Origin of the sequence: Pseudonocardia xinjiangensis (assembly GCF_012911925.1) — a bacterium.
In the GTDB taxonomy this organism is placed as follows: Bacteria; Actinomycetota; Actinomycetes; order Mycobacteriales; family Pseudonocardiaceae; genus Pseudonocardia; species Pseudonocardia xinjiangensis.
Window position 1 is genome coordinate 16,139 of sequence record NZ_JAAXKY010000096.1, and the last position, 13,470, is coordinate 29,608.

At 72.4% G+C, this 13,470-nt stretch carries 13 protein-coding genes; 4 read left to right on the forward strand and 9 right to left on the reverse strand.

The window, feature by feature from the left end:
• Window positions 1-129: 129 nt before the first annotated feature.
• Both HF577_RS24790 and HF577_RS24795 read right to left on the reverse strand, forming a co-directional pair.
• Complete coding sequence (locus tag HF577_RS24790) at window positions 130-1,830, reverse strand: ABC transporter ATP-binding protein (RefSeq protein ID WP_169398349.1); 1,701 nt, start codon at window positions 1,828-1,830, stop codon at window positions 130-132.
• Entirely contained in the window at window positions 1,827-3,596 is a 1,770-nt protein-coding gene (locus HF577_RS24795) for an ABC transporter ATP-binding protein (protein ID WP_312859363.1), read from the reverse strand. The genes HF577_RS24790 and HF577_RS24795 overlap by 4 nt, the downstream gene beginning before the upstream one ends.
• Window positions 3,597-3,697: 101 nt before the next feature.
• On the opposite strand from HF577_RS24795, the gene HF577_RS24800 reads away from it, so the two are divergent.
• On the forward strand, window positions 3,698-4,366 hold the full coding sequence (locus HF577_RS24800; protein WP_169398350.1) for a maleylpyruvate isomerase family mycothiol-dependent enzyme: 669 nt from the start codon (window positions 3,698-3,700) through the stop codon (window positions 4,364-4,366).
• An 8-nt stretch (window positions 4,367-4,374) separates the two neighbouring features.
• On the opposite strand, the gene HF577_RS24805 is transcribed toward HF577_RS24800, so the two are convergent.
• Window positions 4,375-5,205 carry a class II glutamine amidotransferase gene (locus tag HF577_RS24805; RefSeq protein WP_169398351.1) on the reverse strand — a complete coding sequence of 277 codons (831 nt, stop codon included), beginning with the start codon at window positions 5,203-5,205 and terminating at the stop codon, window positions 4,375-4,377.
• Window positions 5,206-5,364: 159 nt separating this feature from the next.
• Between HF577_RS24805 and HF577_RS24810 the strand changes: the two genes are divergently transcribed.
• Both HF577_RS24810 and HF577_RS24815 read left to right on the forward strand, forming a co-directional pair.
• Window positions 5,365-6,507: a glycerol dehydrogenase gene (locus tag HF577_RS24810; protein WP_169398352.1), complete on the forward strand. Its 1,143-nt coding sequence runs from the start codon at window positions 5,365-5,367 to the stop codon at window positions 6,505-6,507.
• A gap of 108 nt (window positions 6,508-6,615) precedes the next feature.
• Window positions 6,616-7,173 carry a GNAT family N-acetyltransferase gene (locus HF577_RS24815; protein WP_312859364.1) on the forward strand — a complete coding sequence of 186 codons (558 nt, stop codon included), beginning with the start codon at window positions 6,616-6,618 and terminating at the stop codon, window positions 7,171-7,173.
• Here the strand turns inward: HF577_RS24815 and HF577_RS24820 are convergent.
• Window positions 7,093-7,623, reverse strand: a complete 531-nt coding sequence (locus tag HF577_RS24820; RefSeq protein WP_169398354.1) for a hemerythrin domain-containing protein — start codon at window positions 7,621-7,623, stop codon at window positions 7,093-7,095. The genes HF577_RS24815 and HF577_RS24820 overlap by 81 nt on opposite strands.
• A 150-nt stretch (window positions 7,624-7,773) precedes the next feature.
• On the opposite strand from HF577_RS24820, the gene HF577_RS24825 reads away from it, so the two are divergent.
• The gene (locus HF577_RS24825; protein WP_169398355.1) at window positions 7,774-8,874 is read left to right on the forward strand and encodes an LLM class flavin-dependent oxidoreductase; all 1,101 of its coding nucleotides are present in this window, start codon (window positions 7,774-7,776) and stop codon (window positions 8,872-8,874) included.
• A 19-nt stretch (window positions 8,875-8,893) separates the two neighbouring features.
• Here HF577_RS24825 and HF577_RS24830 read toward each other — a convergent pair whose 3' ends face one another.
• The 5 genes from HF577_RS24830 to HF577_RS24850 all read right to left on the reverse strand — a co-directional run.
• Window positions 8,894-9,415 carry a hypothetical protein gene (locus HF577_RS24830; protein WP_169398356.1) on the reverse strand — a complete coding sequence of 174 codons (522 nt, stop codon included), beginning with the start codon at window positions 9,413-9,415 and terminating at the stop codon, window positions 8,894-8,896.
• 30 nt (window positions 9,416-9,445) lie between these two features.
• Window positions 9,446-10,327, reverse strand: a complete 882-nt coding sequence (locus HF577_RS24835) for a helix-turn-helix transcriptional regulator (RefSeq protein ID WP_169398357.1) — start codon at window positions 10,325-10,327, stop codon at window positions 9,446-9,448.
• Between the two features lie 78 nt (window positions 10,328-10,405).
• Complete coding sequence (locus HF577_RS24840) at window positions 10,406-11,398, reverse strand: aldo/keto reductase (RefSeq protein ID WP_169398358.1); 993 nt, start codon at window positions 11,396-11,398, stop codon at window positions 10,406-10,408.
• Between the two features lie 33 nt (window positions 11,399-11,431).
• Window positions 11,432-12,664 carry an MFS transporter gene (locus HF577_RS24845; RefSeq protein ID WP_211174786.1) on the reverse strand — a complete coding sequence of 411 codons (1,233 nt, stop codon included), beginning with the start codon at window positions 12,662-12,664 and terminating at the stop codon, window positions 11,432-11,434.
• 133 nt (window positions 12,665-12,797) lie between these two features.
• Window positions 12,798-13,470, reverse strand: a 673-nt coding sequence (locus HF577_RS24850) for an MFS transporter (protein WP_169398359.1), incomplete at its 5' end; no start/stop codon positions are given.

Sequence of the window (13,470 nt, forward strand, 5' to 3'; positions counted from 1 at the left end):
GCGGCCTCGCCATATATAAGTCCAGACTTATAGGTCTTCCGCCGCGCCAGCGCGCACGTCCACCAGGGGGTGATCATCCCGCCGGAGAGGCATCAGCTTCTCACTACACGCCGAAGTGCCGTTGCAGTATCAGGACAGCACGAGCGCCCGGTAGGCCGCGTCCCGCGCCGCCAGCTCCGCGTGTGACCCCTCGGCGGTGATCCGGCCGTCCTCGACGGTGACCACGCGGTCGACCACGGCCAGCAGGGCCGGGCTGGTGGTGGCCAGGATCGTGGTCCGGCCGCGGCGCGCGGCCCGCAGCCCGGCGGCGATCCTCGCCTCCGTGACGGTGTCCAGTGCGGTGGTCGGGTCGTGCAGCACGAGCACGGGTGTGTCGCGCAGCAGCGCCCTGGCGAGCGCGACCCGCTGCCGCTGGCCGCCCGAAAGCGAGCGGCCCTGCTCGGACACGGCGGTGTCCGCGCCGTCCGGCAGGACGGTGATCACCTGGTCGGCCTGGGCGGCGCGGATCGCGGCGTCCAGGTCGGCGTGCTCGGGCGCGCCGGTGGTGATCGTCTCGTGCAGGGTGCCCGCGAACAGCTCCGCGTCGTGCGCCGCCACGAGGACCGCGGCGCGCAGCTCGTCGGGGTCGAGCTCGGCGAGCGGCACGCCGTCGAGCTCGACGGAGCCGGCGGCCGGGTCGTGTTCGCGGCCCAGGCAGCCGAGCAGCTCCGTGGCGGCGGCCGGGTCGCTGACCACCACGCCGAGCAGCTCACCGGGCGCGACGTCCAGGTCGAGCCCGGTGAGCGGGCCGCTGACGAGCCCGCGGATCCGCACCCCGCCGCGGACGGGGGACCGGGGAGCGGCGGTGCCACCGCTGACGGCGTGCGGCGTGCCCAGGAGCGCGGCGACCCGCTTCGCGGACGCCCTGGCCTGCGCCAGCGCGGCGTTGACCCGCCCGAAGACGTCCAGCGGCTCCAGGAGGAACTGGGCAAGGCCGACGGCGGCGACGAGCTGCCCGACGCTGATCTCGCCCGCGATCGCGAGCCGGCCGCCGACCAGCGCGATGAGTGCCAGGAACAGCCCGTTGACCACCAGCACCGCACCTTGGTAGCCGGCCTGCGCACCGGTGGCGCGCAGCGTGGCCGCGAGGGCGGCCCGGCTGGTGGCGGTGTAGCGCTGCACCGCGGTGCCCTCGGCGCCGATCCCCTTCAGCACGCGGACACCCGCCACGAGGTCCGCCGCCACCCCGGACGCCTGCGCGGCGCGTTCCTGCTCCGGCCCGCTGCGCCGCTCCAGCGGCTTGCCCAGCAGGTGCAGCAGGAACAGCAGCGGTGGGGTGCCCAGCAGCACCAGCAGCCCGAGCGGGACCGAGCTGCGCAGCAGCGCCACCGCCGCCACCGCGAGCGCGGCGAGCGCGGCGACGCCGTAGGGCAGCGCGAGGTGGATCGAGGCGATCCGCTTGGCGTCGGCCACGGCGACGCTCACCAGGCTGCCGGCCGGCCTGCCGGCTTCGGCGCCCCCTCCGGGGTGGAGCATCCGCTCCACCACCCACAGCCGCGCCTGCTGGTCGGCGCTGGCCTCCGCCAGCCACGTGACCCGGGCACCCGCGCGGTAGCAGAAGGACAGCACGGCGAAGTCGACGGCGAGCGCCGCCAGCACGGCCAGCAGGGCGGTGCCGTCCCCGGTGCGGACCGCGGCGTCGATCGCCACGCCGACGAGCACCGGGACGAGCGCCTCACCGATCTGGTGGCCGGACAGCAGAAGCGCCGCGAGGCCGAGCCGGCGGCGCTGGCCGGACACCGACGCGCGCAGCACCGACCGTGCCGTGCCCAGGGGGCCGCCCGCGGTCATCGGGCCTCCGACCAGGCGGCCCACAGCGTGGCGTAGCGGCCGCCCGCGGCGACCAGCTCCTCGTGCGTGCCGTGCTCGACCACTCGTCCGTCCTCCAGGACCACCACGTGGTCCGCCGTGGTTGCCTGGGTCAGCCGGTGGGCCACCAGGAGGCCGGTGCGGCCGGCCAGCGCCCGTTGCGCGGCCTGCTCCAGGAGCCGCGCTCCCGCGCTGCCCGCCTCGGCGGTGGCCTCGTCGAGGATCGCGACCGGCGGGTCTGCGAGGACGAGCCGGGCGAGGGCGAGCTGCTGGGCCTGGACGACGGTGAGCCCGTGGCCGCCGGCTCCGACGACGGCCTGCAGACCGTCGGGGAGCGTGTCGACCCAGGCCCGGGCGCCGACGAGGTCGAGGGCCGCGTGCAGGTCGCGGTCGGTGGCCTCTGGCCGGGCCAGGCGCAGGTCCTCGGCGAGCGGGCCGGCGAAGACGTGCACCTCCTGGGTGACGAGCGCGACGGTGGCCCGCAGGACCGCGGGCCCCTGCTCGTCGAGCGGGACACCCCCGATGTCGATGGTGCCGCGGTCGGGCCGGTGCACCCCGGCGATCAGCTTCGCGAGCGTGGTCTTCCCCGCTCCGCTCGCCCCGACCAGCGCGACGCGGGTGCCGGACGCGATCTCCAGGTCGATGTCGTCGAGCGCGTCGTGGCCCTCGACGTAGGCGTAACCGAGCCCCTTCGTGCGCACCGTGGCGTCGACCGGGTGGACCGGCACCTCCGGCTCGCGCTCCTCCGGCAGGTCGGCCACGCCGATGATCCGGGCGAGGCTCGCCGCGGCGGACTGCACCGAGTCCAGCAGGAACAGCATCTGGTTGATCGGGCCGAACAGGTTGATGAAGTAGAGCGCCGCGGCGCTCGCCGTGCCGATCGAGACCGCGTCGGAGCGGACCAGGAGGAAACCCGTGGTGAGAACGGCCGCCACCCCGACGTACTCGGCGGCGTTGAGCCGGCCGAAGAAGGAGGTCTGCAGCCGCGTGACGGACATGGTGAGGTCCACGACCGCCTGGGACCGGACGCGGACCCGCTCGGCGTGCTCGCGCTGCAGCCGGAAGGCGCGCACCGTGGCCGTCCCGCCGATCGTGTCCAGCAGTTGCTGCTGCTGGGCGCCCCCGACCGTGCGCTGCTCGGCGTAGATCGGGCCGGACCGCCGCAGGTACCAGCGGGCCGTGAGGACCTGGATCGGCACGGCCAGCAGAGCGGCCACCAGGAACCGCCAGTCGAGGACGGCGAGCCCGACGAGGGTCAGCATGATCACCAGCGCGGACCGGGCGAACTGCGGGGCCGACACCCGGACGACCTCGCCGACCACGGACATGTCGCTGGTGACCCGCGCCGTGAGGTCACCTGCTCCGGCGGCCTCGATGCGTTCGAGCGGCTGGCCGAGCGCGCGGGCGACGAACCGCTCCCGCAGGTCGGCGAGCATGCTCTCGCCGACCCGGGTGACGAGCCGGATCCCGACCAGGGTCAGCAGGCCCTGGGCCAGCGCCACCCCGACGAGCAGGAGCACCGGACCGGTGACGGCCGAGGCCGGTCCGCCCGCCACCACGAGATCAACGACGGCGCCCAGCAGCGGGGCCACCAGCAGGCCGACCGCGGCGTCGGCAACCAGCGTGGTCAGGGCGAGCGCAGCGGCGGCCCGGCGCGGACGGAGCAGCTCCGCGAGGACGGCGCGGGTGCGAGCGGCCGGGGAGACGGGGAGCAGGGCGCGTGCGGGACCGGTGATCGTCACACTCACGTCGTGAGGTTACCCTTACCTCGCCAGAGGTAAATGGTGCCACCGTCCCGTTCGTCCGCTCCCGGGCGATGAGTCCGCGGCCCGGCCGGCGTCTACCCCTCATGCCCTTGTTCAGAGATCGTGACGCCCTCCCGACCGGCCTGAAGACAGGCAGAGACCTCTGGCCTGCTGTCCACTCCGAGCGGGCGGCCCTGGCCGCCGACCTCGCGGTGCTGACCGACGAGCAGTGGGCGACGCCGTCACTGTGCTCCGGCCTGTCGGTGCGTGAGGTACTCGCCCACCTGACCGCGGCGGGGAGCCTGAGCCCGGTGCGGTGGTTCGCCGGCGTGGTCCGCAGCCGGTTCGACTTCGACGACCAGGTGGCCAGGCGCCTGGCCGAGCAGCTGGGCGACACCCCGGCCGACACACTCGCCAGGTTCCGCGGTGTCGTCACCAGCACCACGGCCCCGCCGCTGCCGAGGATCGCGTTGCTCGGCGAGGTCGTCGTCCACGGCGAGGACATCCGGCGTCCCCTGGGGATCGAGCGCGACCATCCGATCGAGGTCCTCACCCGGCTCGCCGAGTTCTACACCCACTCCGACCTCATGTTCCCCGGCAAGACCCGGGTGGCCGGCGTGCGCCTCGTCGCGACGGACGGCCCCTTCACGACGGGCGCGGGTCCACTGGTCTCAGGGACGACACTGGCGATCATGATGGCGACCGCCGGTCGTGCGGTCTACTGCGACGAGCTCACCGGCGACGGCGTCGCGACCCTGCGCATCCCGCGTTGAGTCACCGGCTACGCCGCGCGGGGCACGAAGGGCACTTCGAGCTCCTCACCGTCCTGCACCACCAGCGCGGTGCCCGCCGGTACCTCCCGCCACATCCCCGGCAGGTCGACGAGCGGCTCGGAGACGATCACCCTGGCCTCGTCGGAGAAGTGCTGGAAGCGCTCGTTCTCGGGATAGAGCAGGCGCAGGTCACGCACCGACGAGCTGACGTGGAGCGTGTTCGCCTCCGTGTCGCTCGCATACCGGGCGGCGACGAGGCGCGCCCCGTCAGTGACCCCCACGGTCATCTGCAGGGGATGGTCGGACCCGATCCGCCGGCCGGCGGCCTCGATGCACCCCGCCATGCGTTCGAGGCCGCCGACCGGGTCCTCGGCCAACCCGAACGTCAGCGCGAGATAGAACATCAGCTCCGAGTCGGTGGAGCCCTCGACGGCGGGGAAGAGCTCCGGGTCGACCTGCATGAGCAGGTCGCGCCGCACGCGGGGGAAGGCGTCGATCATCCCGTTGTGGACGAACATCCAGTGGCCGTACCGGAACGGGTGGCAGTTGGACTGCTGCACAGGAGTGCCGGTGGCGGCGCGGACGTGCGCCAGGAACAGCGGCGAGCGGATCTGCGCGCTGAGCTCGCGGAGGTTGTGGTCACCCCACGCCGGTGACGCGCTGCGGAACAGCCCCGGCCCGTCCGCCGTGCCGTACCAGCCGAGGCCGTAGCCGTCGCCGTTGGCGATGGCGACGTCGGGGGCATGGCTCTTGCTCTGCTCGATCAGCGAGCGCTCAGGCTGGTAGAGCAGCTCCTCGGGGCGGATCGGGTCGCCGATGTAGCCCAGCCAACGGCACATGCGCCCGACTCTCGCAGGTGCTGCGGACGACCGCTACGACCCGACGGGCTACTCCTGGCCGCCCGGTCGTGTCTCAGATTGAGACGGCGCCGGGTCCCGATTCTCGCCGCCGGGCTGTCTAACGTCGGGTCCACGGACGTTTCCGGAGGAGGACCGACGATGGCATCCGCGGTGCGCACAGTGATCAGCCCCGGCCGGTACGTCCAGGGGAAGGGCGCGATCCGGCTGCTGGGGGAGTACCTGAAGCAGATCGGCTCGACGCCGTTGATCGTCGCGGACGACCTGGTGTGGGGTCTGGTCGGCCACGACATCGAGGCGTCGCTGAAGGCGGCGGACCTCCCCGTGAACCGGACGGGGTTCGGCGGCGTCCCCAGCGCGCACGAGGTCGACCGGGTCGTTGGCGTGATCCGGGAGGCCGGGGCGGACGTGGCGGTGGCGGCCGGGGGTGGCAGCACCATCGACGTCGTGAAGGCGGCTGGCCACCTCGCGGGCATCCGCTGGGCGAACTGCCCGACCGTGGCCTCCACCGACGCCCCGTGCAGCGCGCTGTCGGTGATCTACACCGAGACCGGCGAGTTCGAGGAGTACCGGTTCTTCCCGAGGAACCCGGACCTGGTGCTCGTCGACTCCCAGATCGTCGCGAACGCGCCGGCGTCGATGCTGGTCGCCGGGGTGGGCGACGCGCTGGCGACGTGGCTCGAGGCGCGCGCCACCGCCCGGTCGAGCTCGCACACCATGGCAGGCGGCCTGCCGACGCTCACGGGTACCGCGCTGGCCCAGCTGAGCTGGGACGTGCTCTGGGAGAACGCGCTGCCCGCGATGGACGCGGTGCGGGACCACCAGGTCACCCCGGCTGTGGAGAAGGTGATCGAGGCGAACACGCTCCTGTCCGGACTGGGGTTCGAGTCCGGTGGCCTCGCCGCCGCCCACGCCATCCACAACGGGTTGACGGCGGTGGCCGCCACCCACGGGCTCGCGCACGGGGAGAAGGTGAACATCGGCTCGCTCACCCAGCTCGTGCTGGAGGGGGCGCCGACGAGCGACATCCGGGAGTTCGTCGAGTTCACCACGCGGGTCGGGCTGCCGACCACGCTGACGGAGGTCGGGCTCAGCGCGGACGACACCGACGCCCTGCGGACGGTGGCGGACGCCGCGACCCTCGAGGGCGAGACGATCCACTCGATGCCGTTCGAGGTGCGCAGCGACGACGTCGTGAGCGCGCTGGTCTCCATCGAGCGGTTCGCGACCAGGACACGCGAGGAAGCCGGCCTCCCGGCCCCGGTCCGCTACGAAGCCCACTGAGGCAGCGACTCGCGGGCGCGCGACATGGACACATGTCGCTGTTCTACGGCCCGAAATTCCGCGACAGGTGTCCATGTCGCGGCCCACGCCGTGCGCCATGATCGTCTCGTGGACGAGCTGAAGGCACTCGCACAGCCCCTGATCCGGCCGGCGGAACCGGCTGATGCGGAGGTCGTGCACCGGTTCATCGTCGAGCTCGCGGAAGCCGAGCAGTTCCCCGGCCCGGTGCTGGCACAGCCCCGGGACGTGGCGGAGGCGCTGTTCGGCGAGCGTCCCGTGGCCGAGGCCGTCGTGGCGACGGTCGACGGGGAGCCTGTCGGGTTCGCGCTGTTCTATCCCACCTACAGCACGATCGCCGGCCGGCCCGGCATCCACCTGGAGGACCTGTACGTCCGTCCCGAGCACCGGGGGAGCGGGCTGGGCCAGGCGTTGCTCGGTCATCTCGCGGACCTGGCGGTGCGCCGGGGATGCGCTCGCCTCGAGTGGTGGGTGTTGCGCACCAACGAGCCGGCCCTGCGCTTCTACCGTCGTCTGCACGCCCGTGGGCTCGACGAGATCGAGGTGCTGCGGCTGGACGGTGAGGCCCTACGCGAGCTCGCGGCCGCCCAGGGTGACCGCGCGGCGGATGGCGTCGGCGGCATCCGTTCCGGCTCGGGTGGTCAGTGAGTTGAGAGCGGCCACGAGCTGCTTCTCCTCGTAGGTGAAGTGGGTTTCCAGCACGGCGGCCAGCCCTTCCAGCTCGGCCCGGAGGCGCCGGGCCTCGGCCGGGTCGGGCGTGGCGGTGCAGCGGTCGACCAGGTTCTCCAGGTTGTGCAGGATCGTGGTCACCACGTGGTGGTCCTGGGTCAGCTTCCGGAGCACCGGTGCGAGCTCGGGAACGTCGGCCGCGAGCACGGGGAAGGCGCCGCTGTCCTCGCCCGTGTGGTGCTCGGTCAGGGCCGAGCAGAACGTCAGGCAGTGGGCCAGCAGATCGCGGGGCCGAGTGCCGTGGCCGTCCAGATAGGAGTCGACGTCCTCACGCAGCAGGAGGAGCTCCTCGCGGAGCCAGGCGTGCATGTCGATCAGCTGGGTGCCGAACGACATCAGGCGGTCGTCGCGGCTCGGGGATGGGGTCATGGTCGTCCGAAGGTCCGGCGCCTCCATGCCCACGACGGTCTCCGAGCCGGGTGCACGCGACGCTGCCGGTGATCCGATCAGCTCGCCGCCGTCGCCGTCAAGACGGTGACAGGATCGGAGAGACCCTCCCCCGGCTTCGAGGAGACACACGTGAGCAAGGCGATCCTGGACGGCACGTCGTTCAAGCTCGGCCTCTTCTCCGCCAACTGCTCGTCGGGCCTGGCCGTCACGACGGTCCCCGACCGGTGGTCGGGGAGCTGGGAGGACAACCTGCGGCTCGCGCAGCTCGCCGACGAGGTCGGGATCGACTTCCTGCTCCCCATCGCGCGGTGGATCGGCTACGGCGGTGAGACGAACTTCCACGAGGGCGTGCTGGACCCGACGGTGTGGGCGGCGGGTCTGCTCGCGCACACCCGCCGCATCTCCGTGTTTGCAACGGTCCACACCGCGTTCAACCATCCGATCGTCGTGGCGAAGCAGTTGGCGACGGTCGACCAGATCGGCCGCGGCCGGGCCGGCATCAACATCGTCGCCGGCTGGAACAAGCCCGAGTACGACGCCTTCGGGGTCGACCTGCCCGAGGACCACGACGAGCGGTACGCGCTCGCGCAGGAGTGGTGGAACGTGGTCGGGAAGATCTGGAGCACGCCCGGGCGGTTCGACCACGACGGCCGGTTCTTCCACCTGCGACACGTGGAGGGGATGCCGAAGCCGTTCGACGGTCCGGTGCCGGTGCTCAACGCCGGGTCGTCCCGGCAGGGCCGCGACTTCGCCGCACGCAACGCGAACTTCGCGTTCACGATCGTCGGCGGCCCCGAGGACGGCGCCGGGATCGTCCAGGCGGTGCAGGCGGCGGCCCGCGACACCTACGACCGAGCGGTCGGGGTGTTCACCCTGGGGCACGTGGTGTGCCGGCCGACCCGGGCGGAGGCCGAGGAGTTCCTGCACGACTATGCGGGCGAGCGGGCCGACTGGGAGGCGGTCGACAACCTCATGGCGCTGCAGGGACTGCACGCGCAGTCGTTCACGCCCGAGATGCTGCAGACGTTCCGCAGCCGGTTCGCCGCCGGCCACGGCAGCTGCCCGCTCATCGGCACGCCGGACGACGTCGCCGACGGGATCGAGCGGTTCCACCGGGCCGGGTTCGGCGGGATGACGCTGTCGTTCCTGGACTACATCGACGAGCTGGGCTACTTCGCGCAGGAGGTACTGCCCCGGCTCGAGGCGAAGGGGATCCGCCTTCCGGTCTGATCCCCGCTGAGCCACTACGTCACGCGACGGACCGTCCCCGGCGTGCCCCGCGGTGCCGGGCCAGGCGCCGCAGGAGCGGCAGGGCGGCGAAGCCGACGCCTCCCAGCGCGACCGCGCCGACGCCGAGGTCGACCGAGACCCGGCCCTGTTTGGCCCAGTACACGTCCTGCAGGTCGAGCAGCAGCGCGAACTCGTCGACGATCAGAGCGAGGCCGGAGCCGTACGCCCCCGCAACCAGCGGGTGTCGCCGTACGCGGTCGTCCCCGCGGACGGCGACGGCCCCGACCCCGCTGAGCAGGCCGATGCCCCACATGTAGTGGTGGATGTGCGCCCCACCGACACTGACGTTCCGGAACGGGCCCTTCTTGTCCCGGATGCTGTAGGTGACCAGGCGGACCGCCGCGAAGGTGGCGGTGAACGCCAGCCAGGACACCAGCGTGGCCCGTTCCCCGGGGCCGAGGTCCTCGTGGAAACCGGTGCGCAGTTCGTCGACGGTGGAGAGGTCCGCGGCGCTCGACGGGGACGGTGCCGTTGTCGTCATCAGGCCAACGTAAGGCCCCGCGGCCGTCCCTCAGGGACGATCGCCGCTGAAACCCCTGGTAGTGGTGTGTATCGCAGCGCGATCGGGTGCCTCCTGATCGGCGGTGAGGCTGCCGAGCACGGCCAGTGCCTCGGCCGTGGCCGATCCGGGCTCGGCGCGGTAGATCTTCAGTACCACGTCGGGCGAGCCGTTGGGGCGCAGCGACTCGAAGACGAGGTCGAGGTCTCCCACCAGCGGGTGGCGGAGCTGGAACGTGTCGGACGTCTTGTCCTTGACCTCGGCCTTCGACCAGAGTCGGGCGAACTCGGCGCTGCGCACGCAGAGCTCGCCGACGAGGGCCGTGAGGTCGGCGTCGTCCGGGTCGAGGACGGCGGACGCGCGGAGGCCGGCGACGCAGCCCGTGGCGACCTTGTTCCAGTCGCGGTAGAAGGTGCGGGCGTTCTCGTCGACGAAGAGGAGACGGGCCAGGTTGTCGCTGTGGCGGTGGCCGGCGTACAGGGCGCGCCCCAGATGGTTGGCGCCGATGACGGTGTTGCAGCGGTCCAGCAGCACCGCAGGATGGCCGTTCCAGTCGGCGATGAGCGCCAGCAGGTTGGCGCCGACCTGCCGGTGGGCCCGCGCGGCGGCCGGCGCGGGGCCCGGGACGGCGACGGCGAAGAGGTAGCGCTGGGCGTCGAGCCCGAGCCGCAGCGCCCGTCCGAGCGCGTTGAGCACACCGGCGGACGGGTGCTGCTCGCGGCCCTGCTCGAGCCGCGCGTAGTAGTCGAGGCTGAGCCCGGCGAGCGAGGCCACCTCCTCGCGCCGGAGCCCGGGAACGCGCCGGACGCCGCCCACGGGGAGGCCGACCTCACCGGGCAGGACCTGCGCCCGGCGGGCCCTGAGGAACTCCCCCAAGCGGTTCGCCTTCGCCACCTGGCCATGGTAGGCCGGGGGCACCCCCGGAGCGGGTGGCTCCGGAGGGACCTGCGACACCTCCACCGGGCGCGCGGATCAGCGGCCGATCGGGGTCATGTCCGGGTAGCGGGCGCCGACGGGCGGCTGCAGGGAGCGGAGGCGGCTGCGCTGCTCCGCGCTCAGCACGATGTCGGCCGCGGCGGCGTTCTCCTCGAGCCTGCTCACCTTCTTCGTACCGGGGATCGGGACGATGTCGTCACCCTGGGCCAGCAGCCAGGCCAGCGCCACCTGCGCGGGCGTCGCGTCCAGCTCCTTCGCGACGGTCTCGACCTCGTCGACGATCCGCAGGTTCTGGGTGATGGCGGCCTCGGCGAAGCGCGGGTTGTTCCGACGGAAGTCGTCGTCGGCGAACTGGTCGAGCGACCGGATCTGACCGGTGAGGAAGCCCCGCCCGAGCGGCGAGTAGGCGACGAGCCCGATGCCGAGCTCGCGCACGAGCGGCAGGGTCTCGGCCTCCGGGTCGCGCGTCCACAGCGAGTACTCGTTCTGCAGCGCGGTGATCGGGTGCACGGCATGCGCCCGCCGGATGGTGTCGGGCCCGGCCTCGGACAGGCCGATGTAGCGGACCTTGCCCTCCGCCACCAGCTCGGCCAGTGCGCCGACGGTCTCCTCGATCGGCGTGCCGGGGTCGACGCGGTGCTGGTAGTAGAGGTCGATGTGGTCGGTGCCGAGCCGCCTCAGCGAACCCTCCACCGCGATCCTGATGTTCTCCGGCGTGCTGTCGAAGCGGCGCACCGGCCCGGAGCCACCCGGCGCCTGCGCGTCGCGATAGGTGAGCTGGCCGAACTTCGTGGCGAGCACCACCTCGTCCCGGCGGTCCGCGAGCGCGCGGCCGACGAGCTCCTCGTTGGTGAACGGCCCGTAGACATCGGCGGTGTCGATGAGCGTGATGCCGAGGTCGATGGCGCGGTGGATGGTGCGGATCGACTCGGCGTCGTCGGTGCCTGCGCCGGTGTAGGCGCCCGACATGCCCATGCATCCGAGGCCGAGTGCCGAGACGGTCAGGTTGCCCAGTGCTGCGTTCCTCATGGACGCCTCTTTTCTGGTCGAGTGGTTGCGGGATCAGGTGGTTCGGAGGGCTCGGGCTCGCAGCGTGGTCACCAGCCAGAGCACGAAGGAAGCGGCGCACAGGCCGCCGCCCACGATGCAGACCGCGTTCCAGCCGCCCGCCGCCCACAGGGCCGAGGCGACGACGGAACCCACGGCCCCGCCGACGAAGCTGCCCGTGATGTAGGCCGTGTTGACCCGGCTGCGGGCCTGTGGCGACGCCTGGAACATCTGGGCCTGGTTGAGGATGCGCTGCGACTGGATCGCGACGTCGAGGAGCACGATCCCGATCACCAGCCACGGCACGGAGAACCTCCCGATGTCGCAGACCGCCCAGGCCACCACGGCGAGCAGCCACGACAGGCCGGTGGCGCGGACGGACCAGCCACGGTCGTGCAGCCGCCCGGAACCCTGCGCGGCGACGGCTCCGACGAGCCCGGCGAGTCCGAACAGCCCGATCACGAAGGTCGAGTAGCTGTACGGCGGCCCGCTGAGCAGGAAGGTCAGCCCGGTCCAGAAGACCGAGAACGCGCCGAAGCTGACCGCTCCGTAGAGCAGCACGATCTGCAGGGTGGTGTCGCCGCGGACCAGCCCGGGGATCGAGCGCAGCAACGCGCCGTACGGCTGCCTCTGGCGCGGGATGTCGTGCGGGATCGTCCGGGCCAGTACCAGCGCGAGGAGCAGCATGACCACCGCGGCGATCACGAAGACCGCCCGCCAGCCCAATGCGCCCGCGATGAGCCCGCTGACGACCCGCGCCGCCAGGATGCCGGTGAGGGCTCCGCTGAGCACGATGCCGACCACCCGGCCGCGGTCGGCGTCGGTGGCGAGGTCGCTCGCGAACGGGATCAGGATCTGCCCGGCGACGGTACTGACGCCCACGGCGACCAGCGCCAGTACCAGGATGGTGATGCCGGGGGCGACCGCGCACGCGGCCAGACACGCCGCCGAGAGCAGCATCATCAACGGGGCCAGCCGCCGCCGGCTGCGGATGTCACCCAGCGGGACGATGAACATGATCCCCAGCGCATAGCCGACCTGGGTGGCGGTCACCAGCAGGCCCGCGGTGCCCTGCCCGACGTGCAGGTCCCGGGCGATCACGTCCAGCAACGGCTGGGCGTAGTAGAGGTTTCCCACCGCGGCGCCGCTGGCCACGGCCAGCAGCAGCACCACCCCCCGGGAGAGCGGTGCTCGTTCCACGGCGGCGGCCCCGGCCTGCCTGGCCGGAGCCGTGTCCACACGTTTCACGTCGAGAGCTCCTCGTGACCGGTTCGAGAACGCGGGATCGCCGCTGGCGATCCCTCGATCCACGGTAGGAGCCGGAGAGGGCCGGTGGGGGGGTGAGCCGCACCCCCCGTGAGTGGCCTCCGTCGTCGACGGGCTACTCGTTGACGACCTCGAGCCGCCGGCCCGTGGTGAGCGGACCCAGGATGCCGACGTCCACCGCCACCACGACCATCGCGGCGCACACGATCGCGAAGAGCGCGCCGACACCGGCGTCGTTCAGCACGGGGACGAGGACGAACGGCATCGCCGCGGTCGTGAGGCGGGACAGCGCGTACGTCCCGCTCGACGCGGTCGATCGCAGATGCGTCGGGAAGATCTCGGCCTGGTAGATGTGGTAGGCGTTCGAGAAGACGTTGCTGACGGCCGTGTAGAGGAAGCCGAACACGAGGATCGTGAGCATCGAGTTCGAGAAGCCGAACGCCAGGCCGAAGACCGCCATCAGGAGCCCGGCCCCGACCACCAGGTACTTGCGTTCGACCCGCTCCACGACGGGCAGCGAGAGCGCCGACCCGATCGGGTAGCCCAGGTAGGTCACCCCGGTGAACAGCAGGGACTCCGAGATCGGATAACCCTTCGCCGTGAGCACGAGCGGGACCATCGTGCCGAACCCGTAGTAGCCGATGGTCTGGAAGATGTGGAAGACGACCATCATGCCCGTGCGCCTCTTGTAGGGAGGCACCAGCAGGGCACGCGCGCCGGTCGGCACCGGTCGGGTTCGAGGGCGGCCCGTGTCCGCGGCGGGCGGGCTCGGCGGGGCGGGCCGGACG

What these genes read in the sequence shown, in the direction of transcription:
- HF577_RS24790 (WP_169398349.1), bottom strand. Translation starts at nt 1,830, where the DNA reads ATGACCGCGGGCGGCCCCCTGGGCACGGCACGGTCGGTGCTGCGCGCG.
- HF577_RS24800 (WP_169398350.1), top strand. Translation starts at nt 3,698, where the DNA reads ATGCCCTTGTTCAGAGATCGTGACGCCCTCCCGACCGGCCTGAAGACA.
- HF577_RS24805 (WP_169398351.1), bottom strand. Translation starts at nt 5,205, where the DNA reads ATGTGCCGTTGGCTGGGCTACATCGGCGACCCGATCCGCCCCGAGGAG.
- HF577_RS24810 (WP_169398352.1), top strand. Translation starts at nt 5,365, where the DNA reads ATGGCATCCGCGGTGCGCACAGTGATCAGCCCCGGCCGGTACGTCCAG.
- HF577_RS24820 (WP_169398354.1), bottom strand. Translation starts at nt 7,623, where the DNA reads ATGACCCCATCCCCGAGCCGCGACGACCGCCTGATGTCGTTCGGCACC.
- HF577_RS24830 (WP_169398356.1), bottom strand. Translation starts at nt 9,415, where the DNA reads ATGACGACAACGGCACCGTCCCCGTCGAGCGCCGCGGACCTCTCCACC.
- HF577_RS24840 (WP_169398358.1), bottom strand. Translation starts at nt 11,398, where the DNA reads ATGAGGAACGCAGCACTGGGCAACCTGACCGTCTCGGCACTCGGCCTC.